Source organism: Streptomyces sp. NPDC002889 (assembly GCF_042888425.1).
GTDB lineage: Bacteria > Actinomycetota > Actinomycetes > Streptomycetales > Streptomycetaceae > Streptomyces.
Map to the genome: position 1 here is coordinate 281,629 of NZ_JBIAPT010000006.1, position 26,088 is coordinate 307,716.

At 69.6% G+C, this 26,088-nt stretch carries 23 protein-coding genes; 6 read left to right on the plus strand and 17 right to left on the minus strand.

The window, feature by feature from the left end:
- Window positions 1-41: 41 nt before the first annotated feature.
- The 5 genes from ACFYWI_RS11615 to ACFYWI_RS11635 form a co-directional block, all read right to left on the minus strand.
- Window positions 42-1,664, minus strand: coding sequence for a cation acetate symporter (locus tag ACFYWI_RS11615; RefSeq protein ID WP_389229023.1), 1,623 nt, complete (start codon window positions 1,662-1,664; stop codon window positions 42-44).
- On the minus strand, window positions 1,661-2,152 hold the full coding sequence (locus ACFYWI_RS11620; protein WP_389229026.1) for a DUF485 domain-containing protein: 492 nt from the start codon (window positions 2,150-2,152) through the stop codon (window positions 1,661-1,663). The genes ACFYWI_RS11615 and ACFYWI_RS11620 overlap by 4 nt, the downstream gene beginning before the upstream one ends.
- A 98-nt stretch (window positions 2,153-2,250) precedes the next feature.
- Window positions 2,251-2,925: a response regulator gene (locus ACFYWI_RS11625; RefSeq protein WP_389229028.1), complete on the minus strand. Its 675-nt coding sequence runs from the start codon at window positions 2,923-2,925 to the stop codon at window positions 2,251-2,253.
- The gene (locus ACFYWI_RS11630; RefSeq protein WP_389229031.1) at window positions 2,922-4,082 is read right to left on the minus strand and encodes a sensor histidine kinase; all 1,161 of its coding nucleotides are present in this window, start codon (window positions 4,080-4,082) and stop codon (window positions 2,922-2,924) included. The genes ACFYWI_RS11625 and ACFYWI_RS11630 overlap by 4 nt, the downstream gene beginning before the upstream one ends.
- Before the next feature lie 101 nt (window positions 4,083-4,183).
- Window positions 4,184-6,316, minus strand: a complete 2,133-nt coding sequence (locus ACFYWI_RS11635) for a type IIA DNA topoisomerase subunit B (protein WP_389229034.1) — start codon at window positions 6,314-6,316, stop codon at window positions 4,184-4,186.
- Window positions 6,317-6,749: 433 nt separating this feature from the next.
- Here ACFYWI_RS11635 and ACFYWI_RS11640 point away from each other — a divergent pair, with 433 nt between their 5' ends.
- Complete coding sequence (locus tag ACFYWI_RS11640) at window positions 6,750-6,980, plus strand: hypothetical protein (protein WP_389229037.1); 231 nt, start codon at window positions 6,750-6,752, stop codon at window positions 6,978-6,980.
- Window positions 6,981-7,235: 255 nt separating this feature from the next.
- Here ACFYWI_RS11640 and ACFYWI_RS11645 read toward each other — a convergent pair whose 3' ends face one another.
- The 6 genes from ACFYWI_RS11645 to ACFYWI_RS11670 all read right to left on the minus strand — a co-directional run bounded on the left by ACFYWI_RS11645 (window position 7,236) and on the right by ACFYWI_RS11670 (window position 15,724).
- Complete coding sequence (locus tag ACFYWI_RS11645) at window positions 7,236-8,069, minus strand: S1 family peptidase (RefSeq protein WP_389229040.1); 834 nt, start codon at window positions 8,067-8,069, stop codon at window positions 7,236-7,238.
- 135 nt (window positions 8,070-8,204) lie between these two features.
- Window positions 8,205-9,764 carry an RNA polymerase sigma factor gene (locus ACFYWI_RS11650; protein WP_389229043.1) on the minus strand — a complete coding sequence of 520 codons (1,560 nt, stop codon included), beginning with the start codon at window positions 9,762-9,764 and terminating at the stop codon, window positions 8,205-8,207.
- Window positions 9,765-10,125: 361 nt separating this feature from the next.
- On the minus strand, window positions 10,126-11,013 hold the full coding sequence (locus ACFYWI_RS11655) for a FadR/GntR family transcriptional regulator (protein ID WP_389229046.1): 888 nt from the start codon (window positions 11,011-11,013) through the stop codon (window positions 10,126-10,128).
- A 159-nt stretch (window positions 11,014-11,172) separates the two neighbouring features.
- Entirely contained in the window at window positions 11,173-12,987 is a 1,815-nt protein-coding gene (locus tag ACFYWI_RS11660; protein WP_389229049.1) for an ATP-binding cassette domain-containing protein, read from the minus strand.
- Between the two features lie 170 nt (window positions 12,988-13,157).
- Entirely contained in the window at window positions 13,158-13,922 is a 765-nt protein-coding gene (locus ACFYWI_RS11665) for an NUDIX domain-containing protein (protein WP_389229053.1), read from the minus strand.
- 425 nt (window positions 13,923-14,347) lie between these two features.
- Window positions 14,348-15,724, minus strand: a complete 1,377-nt coding sequence (locus ACFYWI_RS11670; protein WP_389229056.1) for a DUF4192 domain-containing protein — start codon at window positions 15,722-15,724, stop codon at window positions 14,348-14,350.
- Between the two features lie 111 nt (window positions 15,725-15,835).
- Between ACFYWI_RS11670 and ACFYWI_RS11675 the strand changes: the two genes are divergently transcribed.
- Together ACFYWI_RS11675 and ACFYWI_RS11680 are read left to right on the plus strand one after the other, a co-directional pair.
- Window positions 15,836-18,007 carry a RecQ family ATP-dependent DNA helicase gene (locus ACFYWI_RS11675; protein ID WP_389229059.1) on the plus strand — a complete coding sequence of 724 codons (2,172 nt, stop codon included), beginning with the start codon at window positions 15,836-15,838 and terminating at the stop codon, window positions 18,005-18,007.
- 215 nt (window positions 18,008-18,222) lie between these two features.
- The gene (locus ACFYWI_RS11680) at window positions 18,223-18,852 is read left to right on the plus strand and encodes a hypothetical protein (protein WP_389229062.1); all 630 of its coding nucleotides are present in this window, start codon (window positions 18,223-18,225) and stop codon (window positions 18,850-18,852) included.
- Between the two features lie 80 nt (window positions 18,853-18,932).
- Here ACFYWI_RS11680 and ACFYWI_RS11685 read toward each other — a convergent pair whose 3' ends face one another.
- From ACFYWI_RS11685 to ACFYWI_RS11710, 6 genes are all read right to left on the minus strand, one after another.
- Window positions 18,933-19,553 carry a hypothetical protein gene (locus ACFYWI_RS11685; protein WP_389229065.1) on the minus strand — a complete coding sequence of 207 codons (621 nt, stop codon included), beginning with the start codon at window positions 19,551-19,553 and terminating at the stop codon, window positions 18,933-18,935.
- A gap of 82 nt (window positions 19,554-19,635) precedes the next feature.
- Window positions 19,636-20,337, minus strand: a complete 702-nt coding sequence (locus ACFYWI_RS11690) for a ribonuclease HII (RefSeq protein WP_389229068.1) — start codon at window positions 20,335-20,337, stop codon at window positions 19,636-19,638.
- A gap of 303 nt (window positions 20,338-20,640) precedes the next feature.
- On the minus strand, window positions 20,641-21,075 hold the full coding sequence (locus tag ACFYWI_RS11695) for a DUF4153 domain-containing protein (RefSeq protein WP_389229071.1): 435 nt from the start codon (window positions 21,073-21,075) through the stop codon (window positions 20,641-20,643).
- 131 nt (window positions 21,076-21,206) lie between these two features.
- Window positions 21,207-22,115: an ADP-ribosylglycohydrolase family protein gene (locus tag ACFYWI_RS11700; RefSeq protein WP_389229074.1), complete on the minus strand. Its 909-nt coding sequence runs from the start codon at window positions 22,113-22,115 to the stop codon at window positions 21,207-21,209.
- A 12-nt stretch (window positions 22,116-22,127) separates the two neighbouring features.
- Window positions 22,128-22,787, minus strand: a complete 660-nt coding sequence (locus ACFYWI_RS11705; RefSeq protein WP_389229078.1) for a histidine phosphatase family protein — start codon at window positions 22,785-22,787, stop codon at window positions 22,128-22,130.
- 93 nt (window positions 22,788-22,880) lie between these two features.
- Window positions 22,881-23,486 (minus strand): YdbC family protein, encoded by a 606-nt coding sequence (locus ACFYWI_RS11710; RefSeq protein WP_389229081.1) that lies wholly within the window; start codon window positions 23,484-23,486, stop codon window positions 22,881-22,883.
- Window positions 23,487-23,614: 128 nt separating this feature from the next.
- Here ACFYWI_RS11710 and ACFYWI_RS11715 point away from each other — a divergent pair, with 128 nt between their 5' ends.
- From ACFYWI_RS11715 to ACFYWI_RS11725, 3 genes are all read left to right on the plus strand, one after another.
- Window positions 23,615-24,574, plus strand: a complete 960-nt coding sequence (locus ACFYWI_RS11715) for a DUF1152 domain-containing protein (RefSeq protein ID WP_389229084.1) — start codon at window positions 23,615-23,617, stop codon at window positions 24,572-24,574.
- A gap of 54 nt (window positions 24,575-24,628) precedes the next feature.
- Complete coding sequence (locus ACFYWI_RS11720) at window positions 24,629-25,159, plus strand: TerD family protein (RefSeq protein WP_389229087.1); 531 nt, start codon at window positions 24,629-24,631, stop codon at window positions 25,157-25,159.
- Window positions 25,160-25,599: 440 nt separating this feature from the next.
- The gene (locus ACFYWI_RS11725; RefSeq protein WP_389229090.1) at window positions 25,600-26,019 is read left to right on the plus strand and encodes a nuclear transport factor 2 family protein; all 420 of its coding nucleotides are present in this window, start codon (window positions 25,600-25,602) and stop codon (window positions 26,017-26,019) included.
- Window positions 26,020-26,088 lie beyond the last annotated feature (69 nt).

Here is a 26,088-nt window from a genome sequence, read left to right on the forward strand (position 1 = left end):
CGTCTGCCCCCGCCCGCGCACGAGTCCGGCCCGCCGACGGCTCAGACCGCGCCCGCGCCCGTGAGCGCTCGTACCTCGGTCTCGGCATGCTTCGCCGCGTCCGGAGGCTCCGACGAGGTGACCGTTCCGATCCAGCCGGCCAGAAAGCCCAGCGGAATCGAAACGAGTCCCGGGTTCTCGAGTGGAAAGAGACGGAAGTCCACGCCGGGGAACAGCGCCTGCGGACTGCCGGAGACCACCGGAGACAGCACCACGAGCAGCACGGCCGGGACCAGGCCTCCGTACACCGACCAGACCGCACCACGGGTGGTGAAATTCCGCCAGAACAGCGAGTAGAGCAGCACGGGCAGATTGGCCGAGGCGGCGACCGCGAAGGCCAGACCCACCAGAAAGGCGACATTGAGATCGCGTGCCAGCAGGCCGAGCGCGATGGCGACGGCTCCGATGCCGACCGCGGCCACCCGGGCGACCCCGACCTCGCCGTGCTGCGTCCGGGAGTTGCTCCCGGCCGGTTTTCCACGGGCGTGGCGGCGCCGCAGCGAGGCGTACAGATCGTGGGCCACCGAGGCCGACGAGGCCAGCGTGATGCCCGCGACGACAGCCAGGATGGTGGCGAAGGCCACGGCTGCGACCACCGCGAACAGTACGGCGCCTCCGGTCGATCCCGCTCCCCCACCGAGGTCGAGGGCGAGCAGCGGCACGGCCGTGTTCCCCGCGGCGCTCGACTTCCGTACCTCGTCGGTGCCGACCACGGCCGCGGCGCCGAAGCCGAGCACGATCGTCATCAGATAGAAGCTGCCGATGAGACCGATGGACCAGACGACCGAGCGGCGGGCGGCCCGCGCGGTCGGCACGGTGTAGAAGCGCGAGAGAATGTGCGGAAGACCTGCCGTGCCGAGAACCAGCGCCAGGCCGAGGCTGATGAAGTCCAGGCGCGCGATCCAGTCCCCGCCGTACCGGAGTCCGGGGGAGAGGAAGTCCTTGCCGTGGCCGCTGCGTTCGGCGGCGGTGGTGAGCAGTTCATTGAAGTCGCCGTGGAAGCGCATCAGCACCAGCACGGTCATCGCGATCGCGCCCGCCATCAGCAGCACGGCTTTCACGATCTGGATCCAGGTGGTGGCTCGCATCCCTCCCAACGACACATAGATCACCATCAGGGCACCCACACCGATGACGGTCCACGAGCGCGCGGCCTCGCTCGTCCCGCCGAGCAGCAGCGCGACCAGGCTTCCGGCTCCGACCATCTGCGCCACCAGGTACAGAACGGACACGGTGACCGAAGAAGTTCCCGTCGCGATACGGACGGGGCGTTCGGCCATCCGGGACGCGATCACGTCGGCGAGGGTGAACCTGCCGCAGTTGCGCACCAGTTCGGCGACGAGGAACAGGACGACCAGCCAGGCGACCAGGAAGCCGACCGAGTAGAGCATGCCGTCGTAGCCGAAGAGCGCGATGAGTCCGGAGATACCGAGGAAGGAGGCGGCGGACATGTAGTCGCCGGCGATCGCGAACCCGTTCTCCATGGGCGAGAAGAGCCGCCCGCCCGCATAGAACTCCTCCGCCGAGCCGTGCCTGTTGCGGCTCACCCACGTGGTGATGCCGAGCGTCACGGCTACGAACGCGCTGAACAGCAGCAGCGCCAGGGCCTGGTGGTCGCCGCTCAACGCCCGACCCCCCGGGTCATCTCCTGGGTGTCCCACCGCAGGTCGAGGGCCGCACGATCCCGTCGCAGCCGCGCGTGACGTGCGTAGGCCCAGGTCAGCAGGAAGGTGGTGAGGAACTGCCCGAGGCCGGCCACCATCGCCACATTCACCGCGCCGGCCACGGGCCTGGCCATCAGATCCGGCGCGGTGGTGGCGGCGACCACATACGCCAGGTACCAGACGAGGAAGGCGAGGACGGTCGGGACGACAAAGCGCCGATAGCGGCTGCGTACCTCCTGGAAGGCGGCGCTGCGCTGCACCTCCAGGTAGATGTCGGCCGCGCTGGGCCCGCTGCCGGACCCTCCCGCGGCCGCAGCCGCCTTCGCGGGTGGTGCGACGGGCACGGGGACCCCCGCACCGCCCAGATCACCCCAGCCGGAGGCCAGCGCGTCGTACCACGGGTCATCGAGCCGCACCGCCGCGGCATCCCGAGCTTCCTGCTTCTCCACCGCTCAGCTCTCCTTGTCAGCGAACCGTCTCGGCCGCTTGCCCAAGGATGGACAGATCAGGAAGATCCCGGACTCTTCTCTTCGTGGTCTTCACCCCATCAGGTGATGCTCGACCCCGGTGGCTGCGCGAGGCCCTCGCGATAGGCGTAGCGCACCGCTTGGGCCCGGTCGTGAAGGCCGGCCTTGGCGAAGAGGTTGTTGATGTGAGTCTTCACCGTGGCCGTGGAGATCTGCAGGCTGCGCGCGATGTCCGCGTTGCTCAGGCCCTCCGCGATCAGACCGAGGACCTCGCCCTCGCGTCGGGTGAGTCCGTCGGGAAGCCGCGGGCCGACCGGCTGCGGCTCGGCGGTGACCCGCTCGAGCAGCCGTCGCTGCACCACTGCCGACAGCCCGGCCCGTCCCGCGACGACGTCCTGGACGGCCCGCACGATCTCGTCGCCGTCGGCATCCTTGGTGAGGTAGCCCCGTGCCCCTGCCCGTAGCGCGGGGAACAGCGAGTCGTCGTCCGCGTACGTGGTGAGGACCACGACCTGGGTCGCCGGATGTTCGCTGCGGATACGGCGCGTCGCTTCCACGCCGTCGCAGCGGGGCATGCGCAGGTCCATCAGGACGACGTCGGGGGCGAGTTCGGCGACCAGGGCGACCGCTTCCTCGCCGTCCTTGGCCGAACCGACGACCTCGATACCGGGCAGTAGGCCCAGCAGCATCACAATGCCCTCGCGCACCACGGCCTGGTCGTCGGCGACGATCACCCTGGCGATCTGCCCGGTCATGCCGGCACTCGCAGGCGCACCACGAAGCCCTCTCCCTCCGGTCCTGCCTCCAGGGAGCCGCCGAGCAGTTCCGCCCGTTCTCGCATCCCCAGCAGACCGTACCCGCCGCCTGCCGCCCCGAGTTCGCCGGGCGCGACCTCGCTGCCCGAGTCCCGTACCTCCAGGGTCACTTCGTCCCCCAGGTAGGCAAGCAGCATGTGGACCCTGGCTCCGGGCGCGTGCTTGCGCACATTGGTCAGGGCCTCCTGCGCGACTCTGCGTACGGCCTGCGACGCCTCGGCCGTCAACTGCCTCCGCTCCCCCGTCACCTCGGTCCGTGCCTCGTCGGCGGCGGCCAGCTGCCGCAGATAGTCCTCGACGGGCGCGAGTTCCCCGCGCAGTGCGGAGAGCGCCTGCCGGGTCTCGGCGAGTCCCTCCCTGGCCATGCCACGTGCCGCCACCACCCGCTCCAGGATCTGATCGCGGAAGGGCCCTTCCGGTTCACGTTCGATCCGCAGCCGGGCCGCCTCCAGGTGAACCAGCTGAGCGGAGAGACTGTGCGCAAGCACATCGTGGATCTCGCGTGCGATGCGGGCCCGCTCGCCGAGGGCCGCAGAGATGGCCTCGGCTTCGCGCGCGACGCGTTCCTGCGCGAGGAGCCGGAAGCCGGTGCCCCGGGCAGCGGCGTCGAGGCGCAGCGAGTAGCCGGTCAGCAGTACCGCTGCCGTGGTGAGCCAGGGCCCCAGTTCGCTGTCGTCGGTCAGCACAAAGCCTGTGGCCAGTACCGCGACCGTGGCCAGGGCGGCGAAGAGCGGGAGGCGCTCCATCGCCATCACACACGTGCAGACCCACAGCACGGTCGCCGGAACGTCGGCGCCGCCCGCGTACGCCCCCCCGCCGATGGCGGCAACAGCGGCGAGCATCCCGAGCGAGGGCAGCAGCCGGTTGGCGAGGGTGGTCGCACGGTAGCCGAGGACGGCTGCGGCGCAGCCGAGGAAGCCCAGCGGCGGGAGCACCACCCGCAGGCCGTCGAAGACCTCCGATGCGTAGGCGCTGTACCCCGCCCAGCTCGACAGCGCAGCGATCAGGGCACCATCGAGCACCGTCCGGGCTCGGGGGATGCCGACGCGCGAGAGCGACTCTCGCATCGGCCAGTCGGTCCACTTGTCACCAGCCACTCCGTCCCCCTCCGACGCTTCGATGCTACGGAGGGGGTGCGCGGCCCGGATCGGACCAGGGGTGGAGCCTGCGTCTCCACCCCTGGGTGGGCAGCGCCGGGTCAGGCGTCGATGCGCGAGCGGTCCAGGGTGGCCGCCGAGCTGGTGATGAACTCCTTGCGGGGCGCGACCTCATTGCCCATGAGCAGGTCGAAGATCTGCTCGGAGGACTCGAGGTCGCTGATGTTGATCCGGCGCAGAGTGCGGTGGCGCGGGTCCATCGTGGTCTCCGCGAGCTGGTCGGCGTCCATCTCACCGAGGCCCTTGTAGCGCTGGATGGAGTCCTTGAAGCGGATCCCCTTGCGCTGGTACTCCAGCAGGGTGGTCCGCAGCTCGCTGTCGGAGTACGTGTACACGTACTTGTCCTGGCCCTTCTTGGGCTGGACCAGCTCGATCCGGTGCAGCGGCGGCACTGCGGCGAACACCCGGCCGGCCTCCACCATCGGCCGCATGTAGCGCTGGAAGAGCGTGAGCAGCAGGCAGCGGATGTGCGCCCCGTCGACATCGGCGTCGACCAGGAGCACGATCTTGCCGTAGCGCGCCGCGTCGATGTCGAAGGTCCGGCCCGAGCCGGCCCCTATGACCTGGATGATCGCGCCGCACTCGGCGTTCTTGAGCATGTCCGAGACGGACGACTTCTGCACGTTCAGGATCTTTCCGCGGATCGGCAGAAGTGCCTGGAACTCACTGTTACGGGCGAGCTTGGCGGTGCCCAGCGCGGAATCCCCCTCGACGATGAAGAGCTCGCTGCGCTCCACGTCGTCGCTGCGGCAGTCCGCGAGCTTGGCCGGCAGCGAGGACGACTCCAGTGCGGTCTTCCGCCGCTGCGCCTCCTTGTGCTGACGGGCCGCGATCCGCGTACGGGCCGCGGCCACGGCCTTCTCCAGCACGGCACGGGCCTGTGCCTTGGCGTCGCGCTTGGTGGAGGTCAGGAACGCCTTGAGCTCCTTGGCCACGACATTGGCGACGATCCTGTTGGCCGCGGAGGTGCCCAGAACCTCCTTGGTCTGGCCCTCGAACTGCGGCTCCGCGAGCCGGACGGTGACTACTGCGGTCATGCCCTCCAGGGCGTCGTCCTTGACGATGTCGTCCTCGGCGACGCGCAGCAGCTTCGCCGAGCGCAGCACCTCGTTGACCGTCTTGGTGATGGAGCGCTCGAAGCCGGTCACATGGGTGCCGCCCTTGGGGGTGGCGATGATGTTGACGAACGACTTGACCGTGGTGTCGTACCCGGTGCCCCAGCGCAGGGCGATGTCGACGCCGAGCTCACGGGTGACCTCGGTGGGGGTCATGTGGCCGCGGTCGTCGAGGACCGGGACGGTCTCCTTGAACGTGCCCTGCCCGGTGAGGCGCAGCACGTCGCAGACGGCCTTGTCCTGGGCGAGGTACTCGCAGAATTCGCTGATGCCGCCGTCGAAGCGGAAGGTCTCCACGCTCTTGCCGTCGCCGGCCGCGGCGTCGGCGGACGGGCCGCGCTCGTCGCGGACGACGATGGTCAGGCCGGGCACGAGGAACGCGGTCTGGCGGGCGCGCTGATGCAGGTTCTCCAGGGACAGCTTGGCGTCCTTGAGGAAGATCTGCCGGTCGGCCCAGTAGCGCACCCTGGTGCCGGTACGGGTCCGGGGCACACGCTTGCCCTTGAGCAGCCCGTTGGCCGGGTCGAAGGGCGCGTCGGGCCCGGACTCGGTGAAGATGCCGGGCACCCCGCGCCGGAAGCTGATCATGTGGGTGGCAGCGCCTCGGTCCACCTCGACGTCGAGGCGGGCCGACAGCGCGTTCACGACGGACGCGCCCACACCGTGCAGACCGCCCGAAGCCGCGTAGGAGCCGCCACCGAACTTGCCGCCTGCGTGCAGCTTGGTCATCACGACCTCGACGCCGGACAGACCCGTCTTGGGCTCGACATCGACGGGGATGCCACGGCCGTTGTCCCTGACCTCGACCGATCCGTCCTCGTGGAGGATCACCTCGATGTGGTCGCAGTGGCCGCCGAGGGCCTCGTCGACGGAGTTGTCGATGATCTCCCAGAGGCAGTGCATCAGGCCGCGGCTGTCGGTCGACCCGATGTACATGCCCGGCCGTTTGCGGACGGCCTCGAGCCCCTCCAGAACGAGCAGGTGCCGCGCGGTGTAGTTGGAACCGTCACGGTCTGCAGTCAGCAGCGCTGTGGACGGCACGGACGTTTCGGCGGTCACGCGGTTCGCTCCTCGCTGAATTTCAAATGTGGCCAAGTGGGGTAAGGGCCCGGCGTCGGTCGCCGGTGAGAGCCTACCGAGGCCTGGTAGAGCCGATGTAACACCACCCTCGTCATTTCTCATGCTAGTCCAGCCTCGCATGCATGTTCGATCCCTCGATGGGGTGACGTGCACATCACGTTCCCTTCGAGGCATGAACCATTTAGGCTCCGGGCACGTCCTCATCAACAACCGGCAACCCAGCCGGGAGGGCCAAACGAGACAAGCAACGCGAAATCCGTAGAGCGAAGCAATACGGCTCATTCGCCGCCAACCGGCAGCAGACAGCCACCTTGGGAAGAAGTTTCAAGGAAAAGCCACGAGCGGGAACGTTTTCGGCCTGGTTGGATGTTGACCCTGGTACGACAGCTCGTCGAGCTAGAGAAGAGGCGACGTGACTACTGTTCTGACCCCCGCGAGCCCGCTGACGGCCGCTGACCGCTGCGACCGATGCGGCGCCCAGGCGTACCTGCGCGTCGTCCTCATCAGCGGTGGTGAACTGCTCTTCTGCGCACACCACGGGCGCAAGTTCGAGCCGGAACTCAAGAAGATCGCCGCAGAAATACAGGACGAGACGGACCGACTGACGGCCGTGCCGGCCGGCGCCGGTGAAGAGGAACACTGACGCCTCGCATCCACGACGAGCCACAGTGCCGGTCCAGGACCGGACGACGGGCGGCTACCCCCGAACACCAGGGGCAGCCGCCCGCTCTCGCTCTGTCACGGCTGCAGTGGCCGCCGCAGCGGCGACCACAACGTGGCGCCGGTCCCTGCCGCGCAGAGGACCTGTCGGGTCGGCCCACGGCCCCGGGCTGCTCCGCCCACGACCAGCAGGCCCGTGTCCCGGAGCGCTCTGCCCTACGGCTCGGCCCCCGACCGGTCAGCCCTCGCCCAAACCGCCCCTGGCCACGGCCGCAACCCTCGTGTACACACCTGGGCTCCCGGCGAGTCCGCAGCCGCTGCCCCAGGAGACCAGGCCGATGAGCCTGCCCTGGGCGACCAGTGGCCCGCCGCTGTCCCCCTGGCAGGCGTCGTAACCCCCACGGGGGTCTCCCGCGCACAGCATCGTGGCCTGCGTGTACCGCCCGCCGAGGCCCCCGGGATACGCCGTCCCGCATGTCGCGTCCGGCAGCACCGTCACTTGTGCCGCCCGTAGCGACGGGGCGTAGCTGCCGTCACCCTTCGTGTCGCCCCAGCCGTAGACCGTGGCCGGCGTACCGGGCTGGTGGGCCGGGTCTCCCTCGCCCGCCAGCGGGATCACAGCCGAGGGGGGCAACGGTTCGGCGATGGTCAGCACGGCCAGGTCGGAGCTGTTGGCCGCAGGGTCGTACCCAGGCGTGGTCCAGGCGCTGCGCACCGGGATCTCGCGGCCCTGGGCGCTGTTCAGCTCCGAGCGTCCCGAGATGACCCGCAGATCGCGGACGTCGCTCACTTCCTTGCCGAGCACGGTCCGGCTCAGACAATGGGCGGCCGTCATGACCTTGGTGGGAGCCACCACCACACCGCCGCAGAACTGCCCGGCCCGCGTTCCGCCGAACCGGTCACGGCTGGAGAGTGCCACGACCCATGGACTGTCCTCGGTCCGCACCGGGTACCCGCCTATGACGACCCTGTCGGCGGCCGCGGGAGCGGGCACGATCAGCGGGGCCAGGAACGCTGCGGCAAACAGTGCCGATGCCCTGGCCGGGCCCGGGAGGGTGAAACAAAAACGCATACAGCCTCCTGCACTCTGCGTGGTCCACTCAGAGTCGGCCAACCCGGGCACGTGCGCACCTGCACGGCAAGGCGAAGGGCCCGGCTCCCTCACGGGATTCCGGGCCCTTCGCCGATGTGTGATTGCGCTCGCGGCCTAGTCGAGGTAGTCGCGCAGCACCTGCGAACGCGACGGGTGGCGCAGCTTCGACATGGTCTTGGACTCGATCTGACGGATGCGCTCGCGCGTCACGCCGTAGACCTTGCCGATCTCGTCCAGGGTCTTCGGCTGACCGTCCGTGAGACCGAAGCGCATGGAGACCACGCCCGCCTCCCGCTCGGACAGGGTGTCGAGTACCGAGTGGAGCTGCTCCTGCAGCAGCGTGAAGCTGACCGCGTCGGCCGGAACGACCGCTTCGGAGTCCTCGATCAGGTCACCGAACTCACTGTCGCCGTCCTCGCCCAGCGGGGTGTGCAGCGAGATCGGCTCCCGGCCGTACTTCTGGACCTCGATGACCTTCTCAGGGGTCATGTCGAGCTCCTTGGCCAGCTCCTCCGGGGTGGGCTCACGGCCCAGGTCCTGGAGCATCTGGCGCTGCACGCGCGCGAGCTTGTTGATGACCTCGACCATGTGCACCGGGATACGGATGGTGCGGGCCTGGTCGGCCATCGCGCGGGTGATCGCCTGCCGGATCCACCAGGTGGCGTACGTGGAGAACTTGTAGCCCTTGGTGTAGTCGAACTTCTCGACCGCGCGGATCAGACCGAGGTTGCCCTCCTGGATCAGGTCCAGGAAGAGCATGCCGCGGCCGGTGTAGCGCTTGGCCAGCGAGACGACCAGCCGGAGGTTGGCCTCCAGCAGGTGGTTCTTGGCCCGGCGGCCGTCCTCGGCGATGATCTCCAGCTCACGCTTGAGCTTGGGGGCGAGCTTGTCGGAGTTCGCCAGCTTGTCCTCGGCGAACAGACCCGCCTCGATGCGCTTGGCGAGCTCGACCTCCTGCTCGGCGTTGAGGAGCGGGACCTTGCCGATCTGCTTGAGGTAGTCCTTGACCGGGTCGGCGGTTGCGCCGGCAACGGCAACCTGCTGGGCAGGCGCGTCGTCCTCGTCGTCGTCGGACAGGACGAAGCCCTTGCTCTCGCCCTCGGCCTCTTCCTCGTCGCCCTTGGCGCCGGGCTGGACGTCATCGAGCAGCTCTTCGCCCTCGACAGCCTCGTCGGCGTCCTTCTTGCCCGCGGTCTTCTTCGCCGCGGTCTTCTTGGCGACGGTCTTCTTCGCCACCGTCTTCTTGGCCGCTGCCTTCTTGGCGGCCGCCTTCTTGGCAGGAGCAGTTGCCGCGGACTCGTCGTCGGCCGGGGCGTCGACGGGATCGGCCGCCGGCGCCGCGGTGGCTGCGACGGTCTTCGCCGTGGCGGTCTTGGCCGCGACGGTCTTGGTGGCGGTGCGCTTTGCCGGGCTCTTCGCTGCGACGCTCTTGCGGGCGCGCTTCGGCGACTCCGCTGCACTGACCATCAGCGTCACACCCTCTTCCTCGAGGATCTGGTTGAGGCTGCGCAGAACATTCTTCCACTGGGTTGGCGGAATCTGGTCAGCCTCGAAGGCCCGACGCACGTCATCGCCGGCGATCTGCCCATCAGCCTTTCCCCGCTCGATGAGCGCCATCACAGACTCGGACTCGGCGATCTCCGGCGGGAGCGTACGGGATGTGCTGGCCGACACGAACAACCTCTCGGAACGATGGAAAACGACTTCCGGCTCCGCCCATGATCGGGCCGGAGCCGACGACCACCGGACTATGGATGGACCGGTTGGCGCGGGCTGAACCTCGGAGCTGTCACAGCACCGCCCATGGCGGCTGTATTCCCTCCTCGGCTGTCACCTCTTAGGTCATCGCGCTGTTCCGAGGAGTGTTACGCCCAATCCACGTGGCCCGAGTCACACCCCATATGCGACAAAGCGGCCGTAGTTGCGCATTCACCCACAATCGCGTCGCCGGATCCCGAGGGAATCCGGCGACAGACACACGGTACGTACACCCCCGCACTCCTCGGCCGCGAACACAGGCCACGGCCGACCGCGGTCAGTGCTCGCGCGGGGCGGGCACCACTCGTTCCACTTCCGGGTGACCGGTGAGCAATTGACGCATGGCCGACTCCGCGGCGTTCGAGTCACCGGAGGCGAGGGCGTCAGCGATCTTGGCGTGGTGGGCGAGGGAGGCCTCGGTGGGGCGGTCACAGCCGGAGACCGGGCCGCCGGAGACCTGGAGGGCGGCGGAGACGATCCCGGAGAGGTGCTCGAGCATGCGGTTGCCGGCGAGCTGGATGAGCAGGGAGTGGAACTCCGCATCGGCCCGCGAGAAAGTGATCCCGTCACCCTGAGCGAGGGCGTGGCCCATGATCTCGACCATGTCGGTCAGGCGCTGCTGAACGTCCTCCCGACCGTGCCCGGCGGCCAGGCGAGCGGCGAGCGGCTCGATGGTCCAGCGCAGCTCACTGAGCTCCCGGCGCTGATCATCGCGCTGCGGGCCGAAGGCCCGCCACTCGATGATGTCGGGGTCGAGCAGGTTCCAGTCACTGACGGGGCGGACCCGGGTACCGACATTGGGGCGGGCGCTCACGAGACCCTTGGCCTCGAGGACGCGCAGCGACTCCCGTACGACGGTGCGGGAGACCTCGAAGCGCTGACCGATCTCCTCGGGGACGAGCGGGCGGTCGGCGCCCAGGTCCCCGGAGACGATCATCTGGCCGAGCTGCTGTACGAGTTGGCCGTGCAGTCCGCGGCCCCGGCTGCCGGCCGCACGGCGGCCCACCCGGCCCAGCTCGGCGTCGGGGGCGTCCCAGGAGGGGGGTCCGACGCGGTCGGCGCCCGGCGACTCCGCGTAGGGGTATCGGTCGAGTTCGCCCGGGCCGGCGAGGCCGGACTCGGCGGGGCGGGCGGCGGTCATCATGGTGTGCGCAAGGGTACTCACGCATCCTTTGTCGGCGTGGCTTCCGGACCCCTTGAGGTCTTTGGTGAAAAGCACACGAAAGGGTGATCGGCGTCCACCCTGCAATTGACGCCTTATCGGAAGGAAACGAGCACCCTCTAGGGAGTTGTGGGCAGTTCGCGGATAGCCGGTCGGCCTTGATCACCAACGCGCCCTGCGCCGAAGGTCGATGAGCAGATATGTGCAGATCAGGACGGACAACGACAAGACGAAGGCTGCTCCGACAGGTTGGGCCACCAGTTGTGCGGCCGCCGTCAGCCAGTGCTCGGCCTGCTGCGGCAGTCGCATCCAGGCCAGTTCGCGCAGCCGGCCGGGAAGTCCGGCGATCGAACGGGTGGCCGGAGTGACGAGCGCGTTCTGTACGAGCGGTGCGATGAGGACCGGTACCGCGAGTACGGCCGCGATCCCGGCGGCCGTGACACGGAAGATCCCCGCGGCGAGCAGCCCGGCCCAAGCGCAGCCCACGCACAGAGCGCCCCAACTTGTCGCCAGGGCAAGCCAGTTTTGCGGGACGGGTGTGAGATCTGCCCCGTACACCAGACGAAGCGCATAAACGTCGGCCACCACGACGACCGAGGCGAGCAGCAGAGCGGCGGCCGCGGTCACGGCGAGCTTGGCGAACAACAGGGCAAGGCGGCGAGGCACGGTGCCACGCGCTGCCGCGAGGGCGGGAAAGCGGAACTCCTCGCCGAAGGAGAGCGCCCCCACGAGCCCGGCACCGAAGGCCGCCGGTGGCAACGGCAGGAACGGGGACCAGGCGACGAACACGCCTGGTTGCAGGACGGCTACGGTACGAGCGAGCAGCACGCACAAGGCGAGGGAGGCGGCGAGCACGGCGACCGCGATCAGCGAGGCCGTACGGGTGCCGAGGAGGCGGTGGAGTTCGTAGCGCAGCGGCCGTACAGGACTGCGGACAGGGCGCCGCGGCAGGGCGACGATGACCTCCCGCGCGGGCCGGGCGGAGTGCGTCCGGGCCGGGGAGGAGGGGTCGGATACCCGGCCGGACGTTGTGGCGGGCGAGTTGCCGGACCCGGTGGCGGGCGCGGTGTCAGGCGTTGGGGCCGGTCTGGTGACCACGACGGCACCCGTGTCGCCGGCCTCGTCGGTGAGCCGATGCACCAGTACGCCGTGCCGGAACGCGGTATCTCCGATCTCGGCGCAGGTGCTGCCGTAGACGGACAACCGGCTGCTGCTCTCGGCCACCACTTCCACCGAGCGCTGGGCGGCGCGCGCCTCACGGCTGACGACGGCGCAGAGGCGGGCGGCATGCGGGGTGCGGACGGCGACGCGGGGGCGGAGCCTGGTGCGCGCGAAGTCCGCGACGTCCTGGTCCGCGACGAGACGACCCTGGTCGATCGTGACGACGCGGTCGGCGATGCGGGCGGCCTCCTTGGCGTCGCTCATGGCGCACAGAACGGTGCCGCCGTCGGCGGCATGGGCACGAAGCAGCCCGAACAGCCAAGTGCTGTCGCGGGGCGAGAGACCCCTGGACGGCTCGTCGAGTACGAGCGTCTGCGGACTGCCCAACAGGGCCGAGGCGAGCCCCAGTCTGCGGTCCATGCCGAGGGAGAGCGTGCCCATCCCTTCCCCTGCCAGACCGGCGAGTCCGACGACGGCGATCAGCTCGTCGGCGCGCGCGGCAGGGACCCCGGCGGCCGCGCTCAACATGCGCAGCTGGCCGCGAACGGTCCGGCCGGGGTGCCCCGGTACATCCCCGAGCAGCACCCCGACCTCGCCCGCAGGGTTGGCGACGCGGTACAGGGGGTGCCCGCGGAAGTAGGTGACCCCTCGGCCGGACTCGAGCCCGAGCATCAGCCGCAGTGCCGTGGTCTTTCCGGAGCCGGCCGCGCCCAGCAGCGCCGTGACGGCGCCGGGTCGGGCTTCGAAGCTGAGGTCGTCAACGGCCGGCGGCCGGTCTCCACGGGTGATGCTGGTGAGTCCGATGGCCTGGAGCATCGCTTCTCTCGCCTCTCTCGCGGAAGGGGAGACCGCTCAGCGGCAGCACAGGTACCGCAGCAAGATAACGCGACATTTCAGACTTTTCGCGCAGCAGCCAGACGCCCGGGTGTCAGCCCGCATCGCGTTCCGGCAGGGGTGCGGGTGAGTCGGACCACGGGTCGGAGTCGTCAGACCTCGGGACGCAGCATCGGCGGATTGAGGACCGTGGCACCGCCCGCCCGGAACAGCTGGGCGGGGCGACCGCCTTGGCGGGTCGTCGTGCCACCCGCCGGCACCAGGAAGCCCGGGGTGCCGGTCACCTTGCGGTGGAAATTACGGGGGTCGAGCGCGACTCCCCACACCGCCTCGTACACCCGCCGCAGCTCGCCGACCGTGAACTCGGGCGGGCAGAAAGCGGTGGCCAGCGAGGAGTACTCGATCTTGGAGCGGGCCCGCTCCACCCCGTCCGCAAGGATCCGCGCATGGTCGAACGCAAGCGGAGCCTGCTGTTCACCTTCACGCTCGAACCCCTCCTCCTGGCCCAGCAGGTCCTCCACCGGGGCCCAGCGCGCGCTGTTCGCATCACCGCCCGCGCGGGGGGCGGGCAGATCGGGGGCGAGCACGAGATGCGCGACGCTCACCACTCGCATCCGGGGGTCCCGCTTGGGGTCGCCGTAGGTGGCGAGCTGCTCCAGATGAGCGCCGTTTCCGGGCGCCGGGGACGCCGGGTCGTGCGCACACAGTCCGGTCTCCTCGGCGAGCTCTCGCGCCGCTGCCGCCGCCAGATCCTCGTCACCCCTGACAAAACCGCCGGGCAGCGCCCACCGGCCCTGGAACGGCGGCTCCCCGCGGCGCACCACCAGCGCACAAAGCGCATGCCGGCGCACGGTGAGCACGACCAGGTCGACGGTGACGGCGAAAGGCGGGAAGGCCGACGGGTCGTAGGGCGACATGCCGCGATCATAGTCGTCTCCCTGACGATAAACACACCCTTCGCCACCTGCGCCAACTGTTTCTCGCCCCTCCTTCCGCGCCGCGGTGCCGGTGGCTCGCCCGCCCGGCCGAACCCTTCGGCCGCCTGCTCGGCCGTCGCGAACCCGAGCCTGCTGATCCGCAGGGCGTGTGCCTCTCCGCCACCGTCCATCGCGCAGGCGGCCGGAGCCACCGGACGGCACGCCGACGGATTCGGCACCGGCACCCTGTACGCGTGCGCTGCTCCCCGCGTACCTCTCCGGGCGGGCAGCCGGTGGCGGAAGGCCTCGGAGGCGCCGGCGAGGCTGATGGACGCCGCCCGGCCGGTGAGCCGAGTGCGCTCCGCGAAGATCGCCGGCCGTGTCGGTGCCGGGTCTCCGGGTGGGGGGTGCCCTGGTCACGGTCGTCACCGCCCGTCGCGGGCACCACGCTGTCCGGTGCGCCTGCCCGCGCGCGAACGAGTCCTGGCGGCAGCCGCGTCAGGACGAGGCCTGACTGACGCCCGGGCCTGCTTGCCGGCAGATGTCCTGACCCGCCCCGGGCGCGGATGCCTACCCCGCGAAGCGGCCCTCGTGCAGGGGTCGGAGGGTCCTCGGAAGTCGCGACTGCCGGTGCTGCCCGGATTCTCGAGGGCGCCGCCGGCCCCGGCGGCAGACTGCGCGCCGCCTGCCTTCCGCAGACAGCTGCGCAGCGTCTCCGGATCGAGGCCCTGGTTGCAGGCCTGGTGCAACAGTCGCGCGAAGACGTATTCGGGGTCGGCGCGCAGCGCGAGCCCGAAGGCGACTCGGGCCTCGGGCTCGTCACCTGTGGACCACGACACCCAGCCGGCGAGGGTCAGGGGAGCCGCGGCATGTTCGGAGTAGGGCCCCGGGCATCGCCGTGACAAGGCGCGCCACAGGCGCAGAGCGGCAGGGGCATCGGGGCCCTCCATCCACGCCGCCGCCCGATCCCGGGTCTCCCGGTCCTGCAGACCGAGGATCACCTCAGCCGCTTCGCCGTGGGTGATCAGCCGGTCGTCGGCGGAGTCGGCTGCTGCGCACGCGCCGGTCCGCGGTGCGCCGGCCATTCGGTCCAGCAGCCGACCGGCCAGGGCGAGGGTCTCCGCGGCTACCTGCCGTCTGCCCTGCTCCTCCAGGATCCTGGGCACCAGCGCCGCACCGGCCTCGTCCAGGGCTCGCACCTGCTCCGGCGCATCGGTCGTGCTCAAGGGCGCGAACCGCTCTTCCAACTCCCGCAGACTCCCGCGCACTTGGATTCCGGCATAGGCTGCCGCAGCGGCCATCACGGAAGTGCCCGGCAGCGCCAGAGGGCTCCCCTCGGGCGGGCAGCAGCGCGAATCGGGACAGCAGTAGGACCAATGACGCCCGTCCGAAATGCACAGCGCCTCGTACACAGGCACCTCGAGGGCCCCGCACGCGGTGCGCAGCCGCTGGGCGAGCGGGCGCAACCGCTCCATCACCCGAAGGCCCGTCTCCTCGCCGACCGGGTCCTGGCAGAGGAAGACGACAATGCCGTCGGGGCGGGAGCCGCGGCGCTCGCAGCCCTGGATCAGGCACTCGGCCAGCTGCTCGGCCACAGGCTGCCATTCGCGCGGCGAGCGGGGAATACCGAGCCGCAGTCGGCCGCCGAAGCGACCGCGGCTGCCGTGCAACGCGACGAGCACGATCGAATCGTTCGGATGGAAGCCCATCATGTACGGCAGGGCATCGGCCAGTTCGGCGGGGCCGCGCAGGGTGATCTGCTGGTCGCCGCCGGGCCCGGTGGGATCGTGGTGCTTGTTCATGGCACGACGGTCTCGCGAAGAAGTCCGCTCCGCGACCCCTGTGGATAACGTTATCCACAGGGAGCGCCGTCGCATTCGCGCTTTGTCGGTGCCATCGGGTTGCATGGGGGCATGACCAACGCAGACCGCGCAGAGCTCAGGGCTTCGGCCGACTCCGTACTCGCCCGCCTCGTCTCGGACACCTCGGGCACGGCGCGGCTGCGTGGGGACCAGTGGCGGGCGATCGAGGCCCTCGTCGCCGACAAGCGCCGCGCGCTGGTCGTGCAGCGGACCGGCTGGGGAAAGTCCGCCGTCTACTTCGTCGCGACATCGTTGCTGCGAGCACGCGGCAGCGGCCCGACCGTGATCGTCTCCCCGCTGCTCGCCCTCATGCGCAACCAGGTGGAGGCCGCGGCGCGGGCAGGCATCCACGCCCGGACCATCAACTCCTCCAACACCGAGGAGTGGGACACCGTCCAGGCCGAGGTCGCGGCGGGCGAGGTGGATGTGCTGCTCGTCAGTCCCGAGCGGCTGAACAACCCCGACTTCCGCGACCAGGTGCTTCCCAAGCTGGCGGCGGCAACCGGCCTCCTGGTCGTGGACGAGGCCCACTGCATCTCCGACTGGGGCCATGACTTTCGGCCGGACTACCGCAGACTGCGCACCATACTCGCCGAGCTCCCCGCGGGTGTCCCGGTCCTCGCCACCACCGCCACCGCCAATGCGCGGGTGACCGCGGACGTCGCCGAGCAGCTGGGCACCGGAGCAGGGACGGACGCCCTCGTGCTGCGTGGCCCGCTGGACCGGGAGAGTCTCAGCCTGAGCGTGCTCCAGCTCCCCGACGCCGCGAACCGCCTTGCCTGGCTGGCCGACCATCTCGGCGAGCTGCCCGGCTCCGGGATCATTTACACCCTGACAGTCGCGGCGGCCGAGGAGGTCACCGCCTATCTGCGTCAGTGCGGTCACACGGTGACCTCGTACACGGGACGCACGGAGAACGCCGACCGGCAGCAGGCCGAGGAGGATCTCCTCGCCAACCGGGTGAAGGCCCTCGTCGCCACCTCCGCGCTGGGCATGGGGTTCGACAAGCCGGACCTCGGGTTCGTGGTGCATCTCGGCTCGCCGTCCTCCCCCATCGCCTACTACCAGCAGGTCGGACGCGCAGGCCGCGGAGTCGAGCATGCTGAGGTGCTGCTGCTCCCCGGCAGGGAGGACGAGGCGATCTGGCAGTACTTCGCGTCGGTCGCCTTCCCTCCCGAGGAGCTCGTGCGGCGCACCCTGGATGTGCTGGCCCGTTCGGACAGGCCGTTGTCCCTGCCCGCGCTGGAGCCCCTGGTCGAGCTGCGGCGTACGCGGCTGGAGACCATGCTCAAAGTGCTCGACGTGGACGGTGCGGTCCAGCGGGTCAAGGGCGGCTGGACCGCCACGGGGCAACCCTGGACCTACGACGCGGAGCGCTACGCGTGGGTCGCGCGTCAGCGGGAGTCCGAGCAGCAGGCCATGCGGGACTACGCGCGGTCGACGTCCTGCCGGATGGAGTTCCTGAGGCGTCAGCTGGACGACGAGGAGGCCGCCCCGTGCGCGCGCTGTGACAACTGCTCGGGAGCGCGCTTCAGTGACAAGGTGTCGGCTGCCGCACTGGACGCCGCGCGCGGGGAGTTGGGCCGGCCGGGCGTCGAGGTCGAGCCGCGCAAGATGTGGCCGACCGGGCTGGCGGCCGTCGGGGTCAACCTCAAGGGCCGTATTCCGGAAGACGAACAGTCTTTCTCCGGGCGGGCGCTGGGGCGGCTCTCCGACATCGGCTGGGGCAACCGGCTGCGTCCGATGCTTGCCGTTCAGGCACCGGACGCGCCGGTTCCCGACGACATGATGGGTGCGGTGGTGACCGTTCTCTCCGACTGGGCGAAGGGGCCGGGTGGCTGGTCGTCCGGTTCATCCGATGTGCCGCCACGGCCGGTTGGCGTCGTCACCGTCGCATCCCGCAGCAGGCCGCGGCTCATCGATTCGCTCGCCGGCCGCATCGCCGACGTCGGACGGATGCCCCTGCTGGGCTCCGTCGAGTACCTGCCGCAGGCCTCGGATGTGCGTGTTTCACGTACCAACAGCGCCCAGCGGGTGCGGGCGCTGCACGAGGCGTTCGTCGTGCCACCGGAGCTGGCCGAGGCGCTGACCGCCGCCGATGGCCCGGTGCTGCTGGTCGATGACTACGCGGACACCGGCTGGACGCTGTCCGTGGCGGCACGGCTGCTGCGCCGGGCGGGCGCGAAGGGGGTGTTTCCGCTGGTCCTTGCTATTCAGAACTGACGCGGAAGTCAGTTGGGCCCACTGGGGAGGGATATCAGCCTCATACCCGCCGATTCCCGTCGGTGATTCCAAATTGCTCGTTGCCGCAATCCCATGGGCCAGGAAGAATTGGGACTGCTCCCCGCACGGCCCGTTCGCGGTCCTGAAGGGCCATGCCGTGGCGCGCCCTCACCCGACCCTGCCCGCACTGTGGGCGCGTATGCGAAGGGAGGACCGTGACCTTCGGATTCGCTTCGTCCGCAGCCACCTCGATCACTACCTCGGCGAACTCCGCCAGCCGCCTCGCCAGGATGCTCGAGCCTGCCGAGTGGACTGCGGCCGGTATCCCTCTGCTGCGCAACCCGCGCGAGGTGGTCGGTGCCCTGCACACGCGGCACCACCCGAAGCCGGCGACCGCCGTCGTCGCCGTACTCGACCACGAGGAACGACTCGCCGCCAGTGCCTCGTTCTCCCGGCAGTCCGCGTCAGCGGACGGCTGGGAGCTGCGCAATGCCCTGCTGGCACATCTTCGCCGGGTCATACCGCACGATCTGCGGCGCCGCACGCCGGTGCGCACCGCCGTGCTGCTCTACTGCCGCGACGGCGACGAGCGCTGGACGGAGGAGGACGGGGCCTGGATGTGGGGGCTGCGGGACGCCTGCACGCTGCATGGGCTGCGTTGTGGTGCGTACATCACGCTGACCCGTGGTGGCTGGCAGGTGCTGGGCGAAGGCCGCGGCGGGCGCCAGCCCAACTCGACATCGACGCCGGGGCATCCGGCCGATGCCGTGGCCGAGACGGATCCGCTGCCACTGCGCACCGCCGGAGGTGCTGCCGACGCGCTTCGGCGCACGGCAGCTCGCTGACGGACGTCATCCACCGGCTGCCCATGAACTGGGCAGCCGGGTCACGACCGGACCAAGGGGGTCCGTACCCGCCCGACGACTCAGACGCCGACGCCGAGCACGGCGGTGATCCGCTTGGGGTCGCCGCACACGATCAGCAACGCGGCTGCCTTCTGCAGGGCCGCGGGCAGCGCGCGGGCGGCGGCGTCATCGGCGCCTCCGTTGAGCGCGACGACCACCACGGGCCGGGACGACGCCCGCTCCAAGGCAGTGACGTCCGCGTAGAAGACGTCGTCGCGGGCGTCGTGCTGCGCCCAGTAGGCGGCTTCGCCGAAGGACAGCTCGTGCGCTGCCCACGGGTGCTGTTCACCCGTGGTCAGCACCAGCACGTCGCCCGGGGCACGGCCGGTGTCGAGCAGCAGGTCGACCGCCTCGTCGGCGGCGTCGAGCGCGCCGTCCGTGGGAGCGGGGACCAGCTGGATCTGCGGTCCGGAACGATTCTCCGGTCGCGGCGACTGGGGCTTCGCGGCAGCGGCGTGGGTGCGCTGCGCAGGGGGCGTGGGCCTGGCCGGACCGGGGCCCGGATGCCCGGGACGCGGCGAGGCCGCGGAACGCGGACCGGGTACGGGACGAGGGGTCGGCGCGGTACGGCCTGCGGCCGGAGTGGCGCGGGGACCCTGGGCACTCTCGTGAATCTGAGGCTCCTCGGGGATGAGAGGCATGGGTGGATGTCTATCAAACGCCGACACGGAGGGCATCGGCGGGTGGGCACATAAGTGCGACCGTACTGATGGAGGCACGAGTTCAGAATTCGAAGCCGAGCTGGCCCCCGCTTTCCAGTGCGGCCGCCTCCGGCGAGATCCGGACCTTCTTGAGGTGCCGCCACTGGGGCAGCGCATCCAGATAGGCCCACGAGAGCCGGTGGTGCGGGGTGGGACCCAGCGCCGCAAGCGCCGCCTTGTGCACGGGGGAGGGATAGCCGGCGTTCTCCGCGAAGGCGAAATCGGCCCACTCCCCCTGCAGCTCCGCCATCATGGCGTCTCTGCACACCTTGGCGATGACCGACGCGGCGGCCACCGCGACACACGACTGGTCACCCTTGATCACCGTACGGACCAGCCAGGGCGCCCCGAGGTAGTCGTGTTTCCCGTCGAGGATGACCGCGTCCGGACGTACGGGCAGTCCGTCGAGCGCCCGGACGGCTGCGAGCCGCAGCGCCGCAGTCATGCCGAATTCGTCGATCTCCTCGGGCGACGCGTGCCCGAGGGCATGCGCGGTGACCCAGGACTCCAACTGCCCTGCCATCTCTGTACGGCGCTTGGGGCTGATCAGCTTGGAATCGGTGAGTCCGACGGGCGGTCTCCGCAGTCCGGTGACCGCCGCGCACACCGTCACCGGCCCGGCCCACGCCCCGCGGCCGACCTCGTCCACACCTGCGACGATCTTGGCGCCGGTGGTAGCCCGGATCGAGCGCTCGACTGTGTGTGTGGGTGGTTCGTACGGCATGGCGCCAGTAAGGGTACGCCGCCGGACACCTCCCACGACAACCGGATTCCGGTCATGAGTGGCCGCTGTGCCGATCAGCCGCTGCGGGGCTGAGCAGCGCCACCGCCCCCTGATCGATCATCGCGACGAGGTCGTCGTCACGCCATTTGCTGCCGCACACTCCGGCGCGGTCCGTCATCAGGCTCGGAACGCACGGAAGGCCGGGCGGACCAGTGGCGTCGGGACGCAACTCGCCCCGCCGCACTCCACGACACAGCATGGCTTGGAACAGCCGGGGGGACGGCTCCACGGCGCGACGGAAGATCACACCCCCGCAAAAGCTCCGCGCCGCCTCCGTCGCATTCGTGAAGCCCCGTTCACAGAGCATGGCCCGTCGGGGAGACCATCGCGGCGCGCATACGGCAGCAGAGCTCGATCGAAAGCATCCGCGAAAAGATTCTCTCCCGAAGGCCCAGCGGCGGCGGACGCCCCGTCTGCGCGCCGAAGCCGAACGCAACTGCCCTGGTTCCTCGCCGAGTCGACTCCGGCGACGATCACCAGCCGGAGCCACAGCCCCATGGCGGCGACGGACACCCGCAGCCGGGTCAGCCGGTAGGCGTCGACGTACAGGTCCATCCGCCGCAGCGCGGACGCGACCACGACGAGGGTGAGCACGCGCGGGGCCCCGAGGACTGCTCGGACCAGGGTCCCGTCCACCGTGGAGGAGCGCGGTGCCCGGCGCATGGCCAGGGCGATCACGACGAGGGGTCAGCAGGGCGGCCGGCACAGCTGCCGGAAGCCCCGGCGGGCATACTCCGCGTACGTCAGGCCGGTCTCGAGGAATACCTTGCCGCAACCGCCGAAGAATGTGCTCTGCTCTGCCCGCGCGCTCAGCGGGGACCGTCCGGCACCCAGCCAGGCAGTGCCTCGGTCCTCTCCAGCCAGCCAGCGGGCGGCTGTCCGGCCTTGCCCGCCGCAACCACTCCACACGCGATCGCGCACGTGGTGTCGACATCACCGCCGACCTGGGCCGTCGTCCAGAACGTCTGCTCGAAGTCCCCGAGCGAACGGGCCGCCGACCACAGCGCGAACGGCACGGTGTCATGAGCGCTGGTGCGCCTGCCACTGCCGAGTACCGCTGCGACCGTGCCTGCGTCGTTGTAGTCGAGCATGTCCCGTGCCCGCCGCAGACCGGCCCCGACCGCACTGCGCGGCACCAGCGCGACCACACCGTCGAGCAGATCCTCGGGAGCGGGCGGCCCTGCCGGGTTCGCGGCCAGTGCGGCCGCCGCCGCCACGGCCATGGCACCGACCACGGCCTCGCGGTGCTGATGCGTCGTGTACGAGGAGATCTCTGCCTGGTGGGTGGCCTGCTCCGGGTCGTCGGCGTACCAGGCGCCGAGCGGCGCGATCCGCATCGCAGAGCCGTTGCCCCACGAGCCCTGGCCCTTGAAGAGTTCTGCGGACAGCTCGCGCCAGTCGCCGCCCTCCCTGATCAGCCGGAGCAGCCGGTTGACGGCCGGGCCGTAGCCCCGGTCGAAGTCGTGGTGCTGAGCGAAGGACCGGGCGAGCGCGTCCTGATCGATGCGGTCGTGGTCCGCGAGTACGGCCAGAATCGAGCCGGCCATCTCGGTGTCGTCGGTCCACTGCCAGATCGGTGGCGGAAGCTCGCGCCGTTTCAGCAGGGGATAGTTCGTCGGTACGAAGAACTGGGAGCCCAGGGCGTCTCCCACGGACAGTCCGCGCAGGCTGTCCAGGGCGCGTTCGAAGCGCCGGTCGCGAGAGGAATCAGCGGTCATCTTCCTGCCACTCTATCCCGTGAAGCCGTACGACTCAGGGGCCCGCCATTGCTCGAAGGACCGGTCCAGTGTGTACCGCCCGTCCTCGCCCAGCTGCAGAATCCGGCTCTCGCCGTTGCCCGGGTTGGACAGTGACTCGAACTCGGCGACCGACCAGTGGAACCAGCGCATGCAGAACAGCCGCATCGTCAGCCCGTGCGTCACGATCAGCACGTTCGGCGGGTGGTCCGGGGCCTCGAAGCTCCGGTGGAGGCTCTCCAGGAAGGCGCCGACCCGGTCGTACACATCAGCACCCGACTCGCCCTGGGCGAAGCGGTAGAAGAAGTGGCCGTACGCGTCGCGATACGCCTTCTGCAGACGTACGTCCTCCCGGTCCTGCCAGTTTCCCCAGTCCTGCTCCCGCAGCCGCGGCTCCTCCCTGACCCGCACGAGACCCGGGTCGAGGTCGAATGCCCGGAAGGTTTCGTGGGTTCTGCGGTAGGGCGAGACATAGACGCTGACCCGCTCCCGTCCGAACAGCTCACGCAGCCGCGCCCCTGTCTCCTCGGCCTGCGCCCAGCCGGTGGGGGTGAGCTGGAGTGCATGGTCGGGCTCGCGTTCGTACACCGTGTCATCGGCGTTACCCACCGACTCTCCGTGCCGGACGAGGACGATGCGTCGCGGTCGTGCCATGTCATGACCCTAGATCGGTCCGCAGGCGGCCGAGCAGTCGGGCCGGTTCCATCCGGCGTGTCCGGCCGTCGAACGGTGCCCGGAGCCTGGTGATCACACCGTCCAGGACGGTTCGAGTGCGACGACGTCCCCCGCCAGGGCGCAGACGTCGGCCTCGGTCTGCGCTCGCAGCAGCAGCCTCTCCACCCGCTCCGTCCGGTACTTCCCGTGCTCGGCAGCCGACTGCCACATCGACATCACCAGGAACTCGTTCCCCGGCGCCTGTCCGAACACCCCGCGCACCATCCCCGGGGAACCGGCCATCGCCGGGTTCCACACCTTCTCCTGCATCAGCGCAAAGTGCTCGACACGGTCCTCGCGGACCCTGCAGTGCGCGACCCGCACCACATCGGCGTCCGTGAACCGCGTCTCGAAACCTGTTTTCACATCGAAGCGATAGTCGAACAGCTTGGCCTGAATGTCCTTGTACGTGCCTGACTGTCCGGACGCCAGCCGGTCGTGGGAGCGCGCCATGAACGAGTCGTAGAAGGCGCGGCTCTCCCAGAAGCCGAATACGTGGGCGACGTTCGGCCGTATTCTGCTCCACCCCCCGCCCTGTCCACGGAAACCCGGCTCACCCAGCAGCCCCGCCCACTTCCGCTGCCCCCGCTCGAACCCTCGACGGTCCACCACGGTGCAGCGAATCCACTTGACCAGCACCGCGCCATCGTACGGCGCGGAACGTGGCCCCGGTCACTCTGCGACAAGAGTGGCCCTTACCTGCTGCACCGGACCGATCTGTGCATATTCCCTCGAACCCGTACCCGCGGGCCCGCACAATGATCTCCATGACAGCGCTGCACACCAACCCGCTCTTCACGCGCCTCGAGGCGGCCGAACGGATCCTCGTCGCGGGCGCGGGCGGCGGATTCGACGTCTACGCCGGGCTGCCCGTGGCGCTCTCCCTTCTCCATCAGGGGAAGGAGGTCCAACTGGCGAATCTCGCGTTCAGCGCGATCGAAGGGCTGCCGCTGGAGGACTGGCTCGCTCCCGATGTCGCCGCGATCACTCCGGAATCGTCGCTCCACCAGCGGTATTTCCCGGAGCGCACGCTCGCCCAGTGGCTGGCCCTGCACGGCTACCCCAGCACCGTCCATGCCTTCGCCCGCGTCGGGGTCCAGCCCCTCCGCGCTGCCTACCGAGCCCTGATCGAGCGGTACGACATCGATGCGGTCGTCCTCGTCGACGGCGGTACCGACATCCTCATGCGCGGTGACGAGTCCGGGCTGGGGACGCCCGAGGAGGATCTGACCAGTGTGGCCGCGCTGTACGGGGTCGACGTACCCGAGCGCCTCGTCGTCTCGGTCGGCTTCGGGGTCGACGCGTACCACGGGGTGAGTCATGGCCTCGTGCTGGAGAACATCGCCGCCCTGGAGAGCGACGGCGCCTACCTCGGCGCCTTCTCCGTGCCCCGCTCGACGCGTGAGGGCGCACTGTTCGTCGACGCGGTGGCCCACGCCCAGGCGCACACACCCGACCACCCCAGCATCGTGAACGGCTCCATCGCGGCAGCGGTGCAGGGGTCGTTCGGGAACGTCCGGTTCACCTCCCGCACCCGTGGCAGTGAGCTGTTCATCAACCCGCTGATGTCGATCTGCTTCGCCTTCGAACTCGAAGGGCTCGCCCGCCGCTGCCTGTATCTCGACCGGATCGAGAACACGCACCTCATACGCCAGGTCAGCAGCGCCATAGCGGAGTTCCGCGAGGAGCTCGCGCGCCAGAGGCCGCCTCGCCGCATCCCGCGCTGAGCCGATACGGTCAACCGACAAAGAAATGATGGCACTTACGGGGAAGGGAAATCTGTGAGCAGCCTCAACAAGGGGGTCAGGAAGGCCGAGGTGACCCTCAAATGGGACCCCAGCCCCCTGGGCGAGCCGGCCAACGATCTCGACATCGTCGCCGCGACATATGCGGCGGACGCGCCGTACGGCGAGCCCTCGTATGTCGTGCACTTCGACAGCCGGTCACCCGACGGCACGATCATTCTCATGCGGGACAGCAAGACCGGACAGGGGTTCGGATCCGACGAGGTCATGACCCTGGAGTTCGACCGGCTCGCGGCCGTGTACGGGCGTGTCGTCGTGGGCGTGGTGATCCAGCAGCGCGGTGGCCGCAAAGTGTTCGGCGACATTGCGAACACCCTGGTGCGGGTGCTCGAGGGGCATGTCGAACTGGGGAAGAACGACTTCACTGCTGTCCCGGGATCCACCGCGGCGATCGTCGGCGAGTTCACACGATCCGAAGCGGGCGACTGGGAGTTCCGGGATACCGTCCTCGGCTTCGACGCGGATCCGCAGACCTTCATCACGGTGATGGGCAACGGTACTTACTGAGCACGCGTTGCTTGTGCAGGCGGGCGACAGGCAGGGGGATCCTCAAGTCCGGCTCCCCCTGCCTTGCCCTACCGGTCTTGATCACGCCCCGGAGCATGCCGTCACAGCGCCCACCGCAACAAGCCCTTGCGCAGGCATCGTGCGGCATCAGGCACCGCAAGCAGGTGTCACAGACACCGAGGGCGGTGGAGCCGGGAAACCGGCTCCACCGCCCTGACGGATGGGTTGACACCTGGACGGTGCCCTGAATACTGGCGCAGCGCACTTATTCCTGGCGTGCGCTATTCCTCGACCCCTTGCCGGTCGGTCCACAGCGCCCGGGGTGCCTGGGCCGTCACTCCCGCCGTGCCCTGCCTCTCACAAGGAAGGCTGCCCGCGGCGGCACTCCAGCCTGTTGAATGGCAGGCCGAACCTTCAAGGCATCAGGTGACGGAGGAATCATGGGCGAGACCGAGAACACGCGACTGATGCAGCGCATCTTCGCCGGGCTGGCGGAAGGGAACGGCCGGCCTCTCGCCGAGAGCCTCGCCGACGACTTCCGCTGGACGATCATCGGTACGACGAAATGGTCCGGGACATATGAGGGCAAACAGACCGTCCTCAACGAGCTGTTTCGGCCTCTGGCCTCCCAGTTCGCCGACACGTACACGAACACCCCACAACGTTTCATCGCTGCCGGCGACTACGTGGTCGTGGAGTGCAGAGGTCGTGTCACAACCACAGAGGGGAAGCCCTATCACAATACGTACTGCTGGGTTTGCCATATCAAGGATGGAAAACTGCGAGAGCTGACCGAGTACTGCGATACCGACCTGATTGCAAGAACACTTGGGGAACCGGGCGACATAAAGCCCCGATAACCACGACAGCCGAGTGGGGAGCCGGAACTTCGCCGGCTCCCCACTCGAGCAGTCACTTCACGCCCGAAA

Coding starts and splice junctions, on each gene's coding strand:
- ACFYWI_RS11705 (WP_389229078.1), bottom strand. CDS start 22,787: ATGGCACGACCGCGACGCATCGTCCTCGTCCGGCACGGAGAGTCGGTG.
- ACFYWI_RS11625 (WP_389229028.1), bottom strand. CDS start 2,925: ATGACCGGGCAGATCGCCAGGGTGATCGTCGCCGACGACCAGGCCGTG.
- ACFYWI_RS11690 (WP_389229068.1), bottom strand. CDS start 20,337: ATGCCGTACGAACCACCCACACACACAGTCGAGCGCTCGATCCGGGCT.
- ACFYWI_RS11675 (WP_389229059.1), top strand. CDS start 15,836: ATGACCAACGCAGACCGCGCAGAGCTCAGGGCTTCGGCCGACTCCGTA.
- ACFYWI_RS11725 (WP_389229090.1), top strand. CDS start 25,600: ATGGGCGAGACCGAGAACACGCGACTGATGCAGCGCATCTTCGCCGGG.
- ACFYWI_RS11665 (WP_389229053.1), bottom strand. CDS start 13,922: ATGTCGCCCTACGACCCGTCGGCCTTCCCGCCTTTCGCCGTCACCGTC.
- ACFYWI_RS11670 (WP_389229056.1), bottom strand. CDS start 15,724: ATGAACAAGCACCACGATCCCACCGGGCCCGGCGGCGACCAGCAGATC.
- ACFYWI_RS11700 (WP_389229074.1), bottom strand. CDS start 22,115: ATGACCGCTGATTCCTCTCGCGACCGGCGCTTCGAACGCGCCCTGGAC.
- ACFYWI_RS11715 (WP_389229084.1), top strand. CDS start 23,615: ATGACAGCGCTGCACACCAACCCGCTCTTCACGCGCCTCGAGGCGGCC.
- ACFYWI_RS11685 (WP_389229065.1), bottom strand. CDS start 19,553: ATGCCTCTCATCCCCGAGGAGCCTCAGATTCACGAGAGTGCCCAGGGT.
- ACFYWI_RS11660 (WP_389229049.1), bottom strand. CDS start 12,987: ATGCTCCAGGCCATCGGACTCACCAGCATCACCCGTGGAGACCGGCCG.
- ACFYWI_RS11645 (WP_389229040.1), bottom strand. CDS start 8,069: ATGCGTTTTTGTTTCACCCTCCCGGGCCCGGCCAGGGCATCGGCACTG.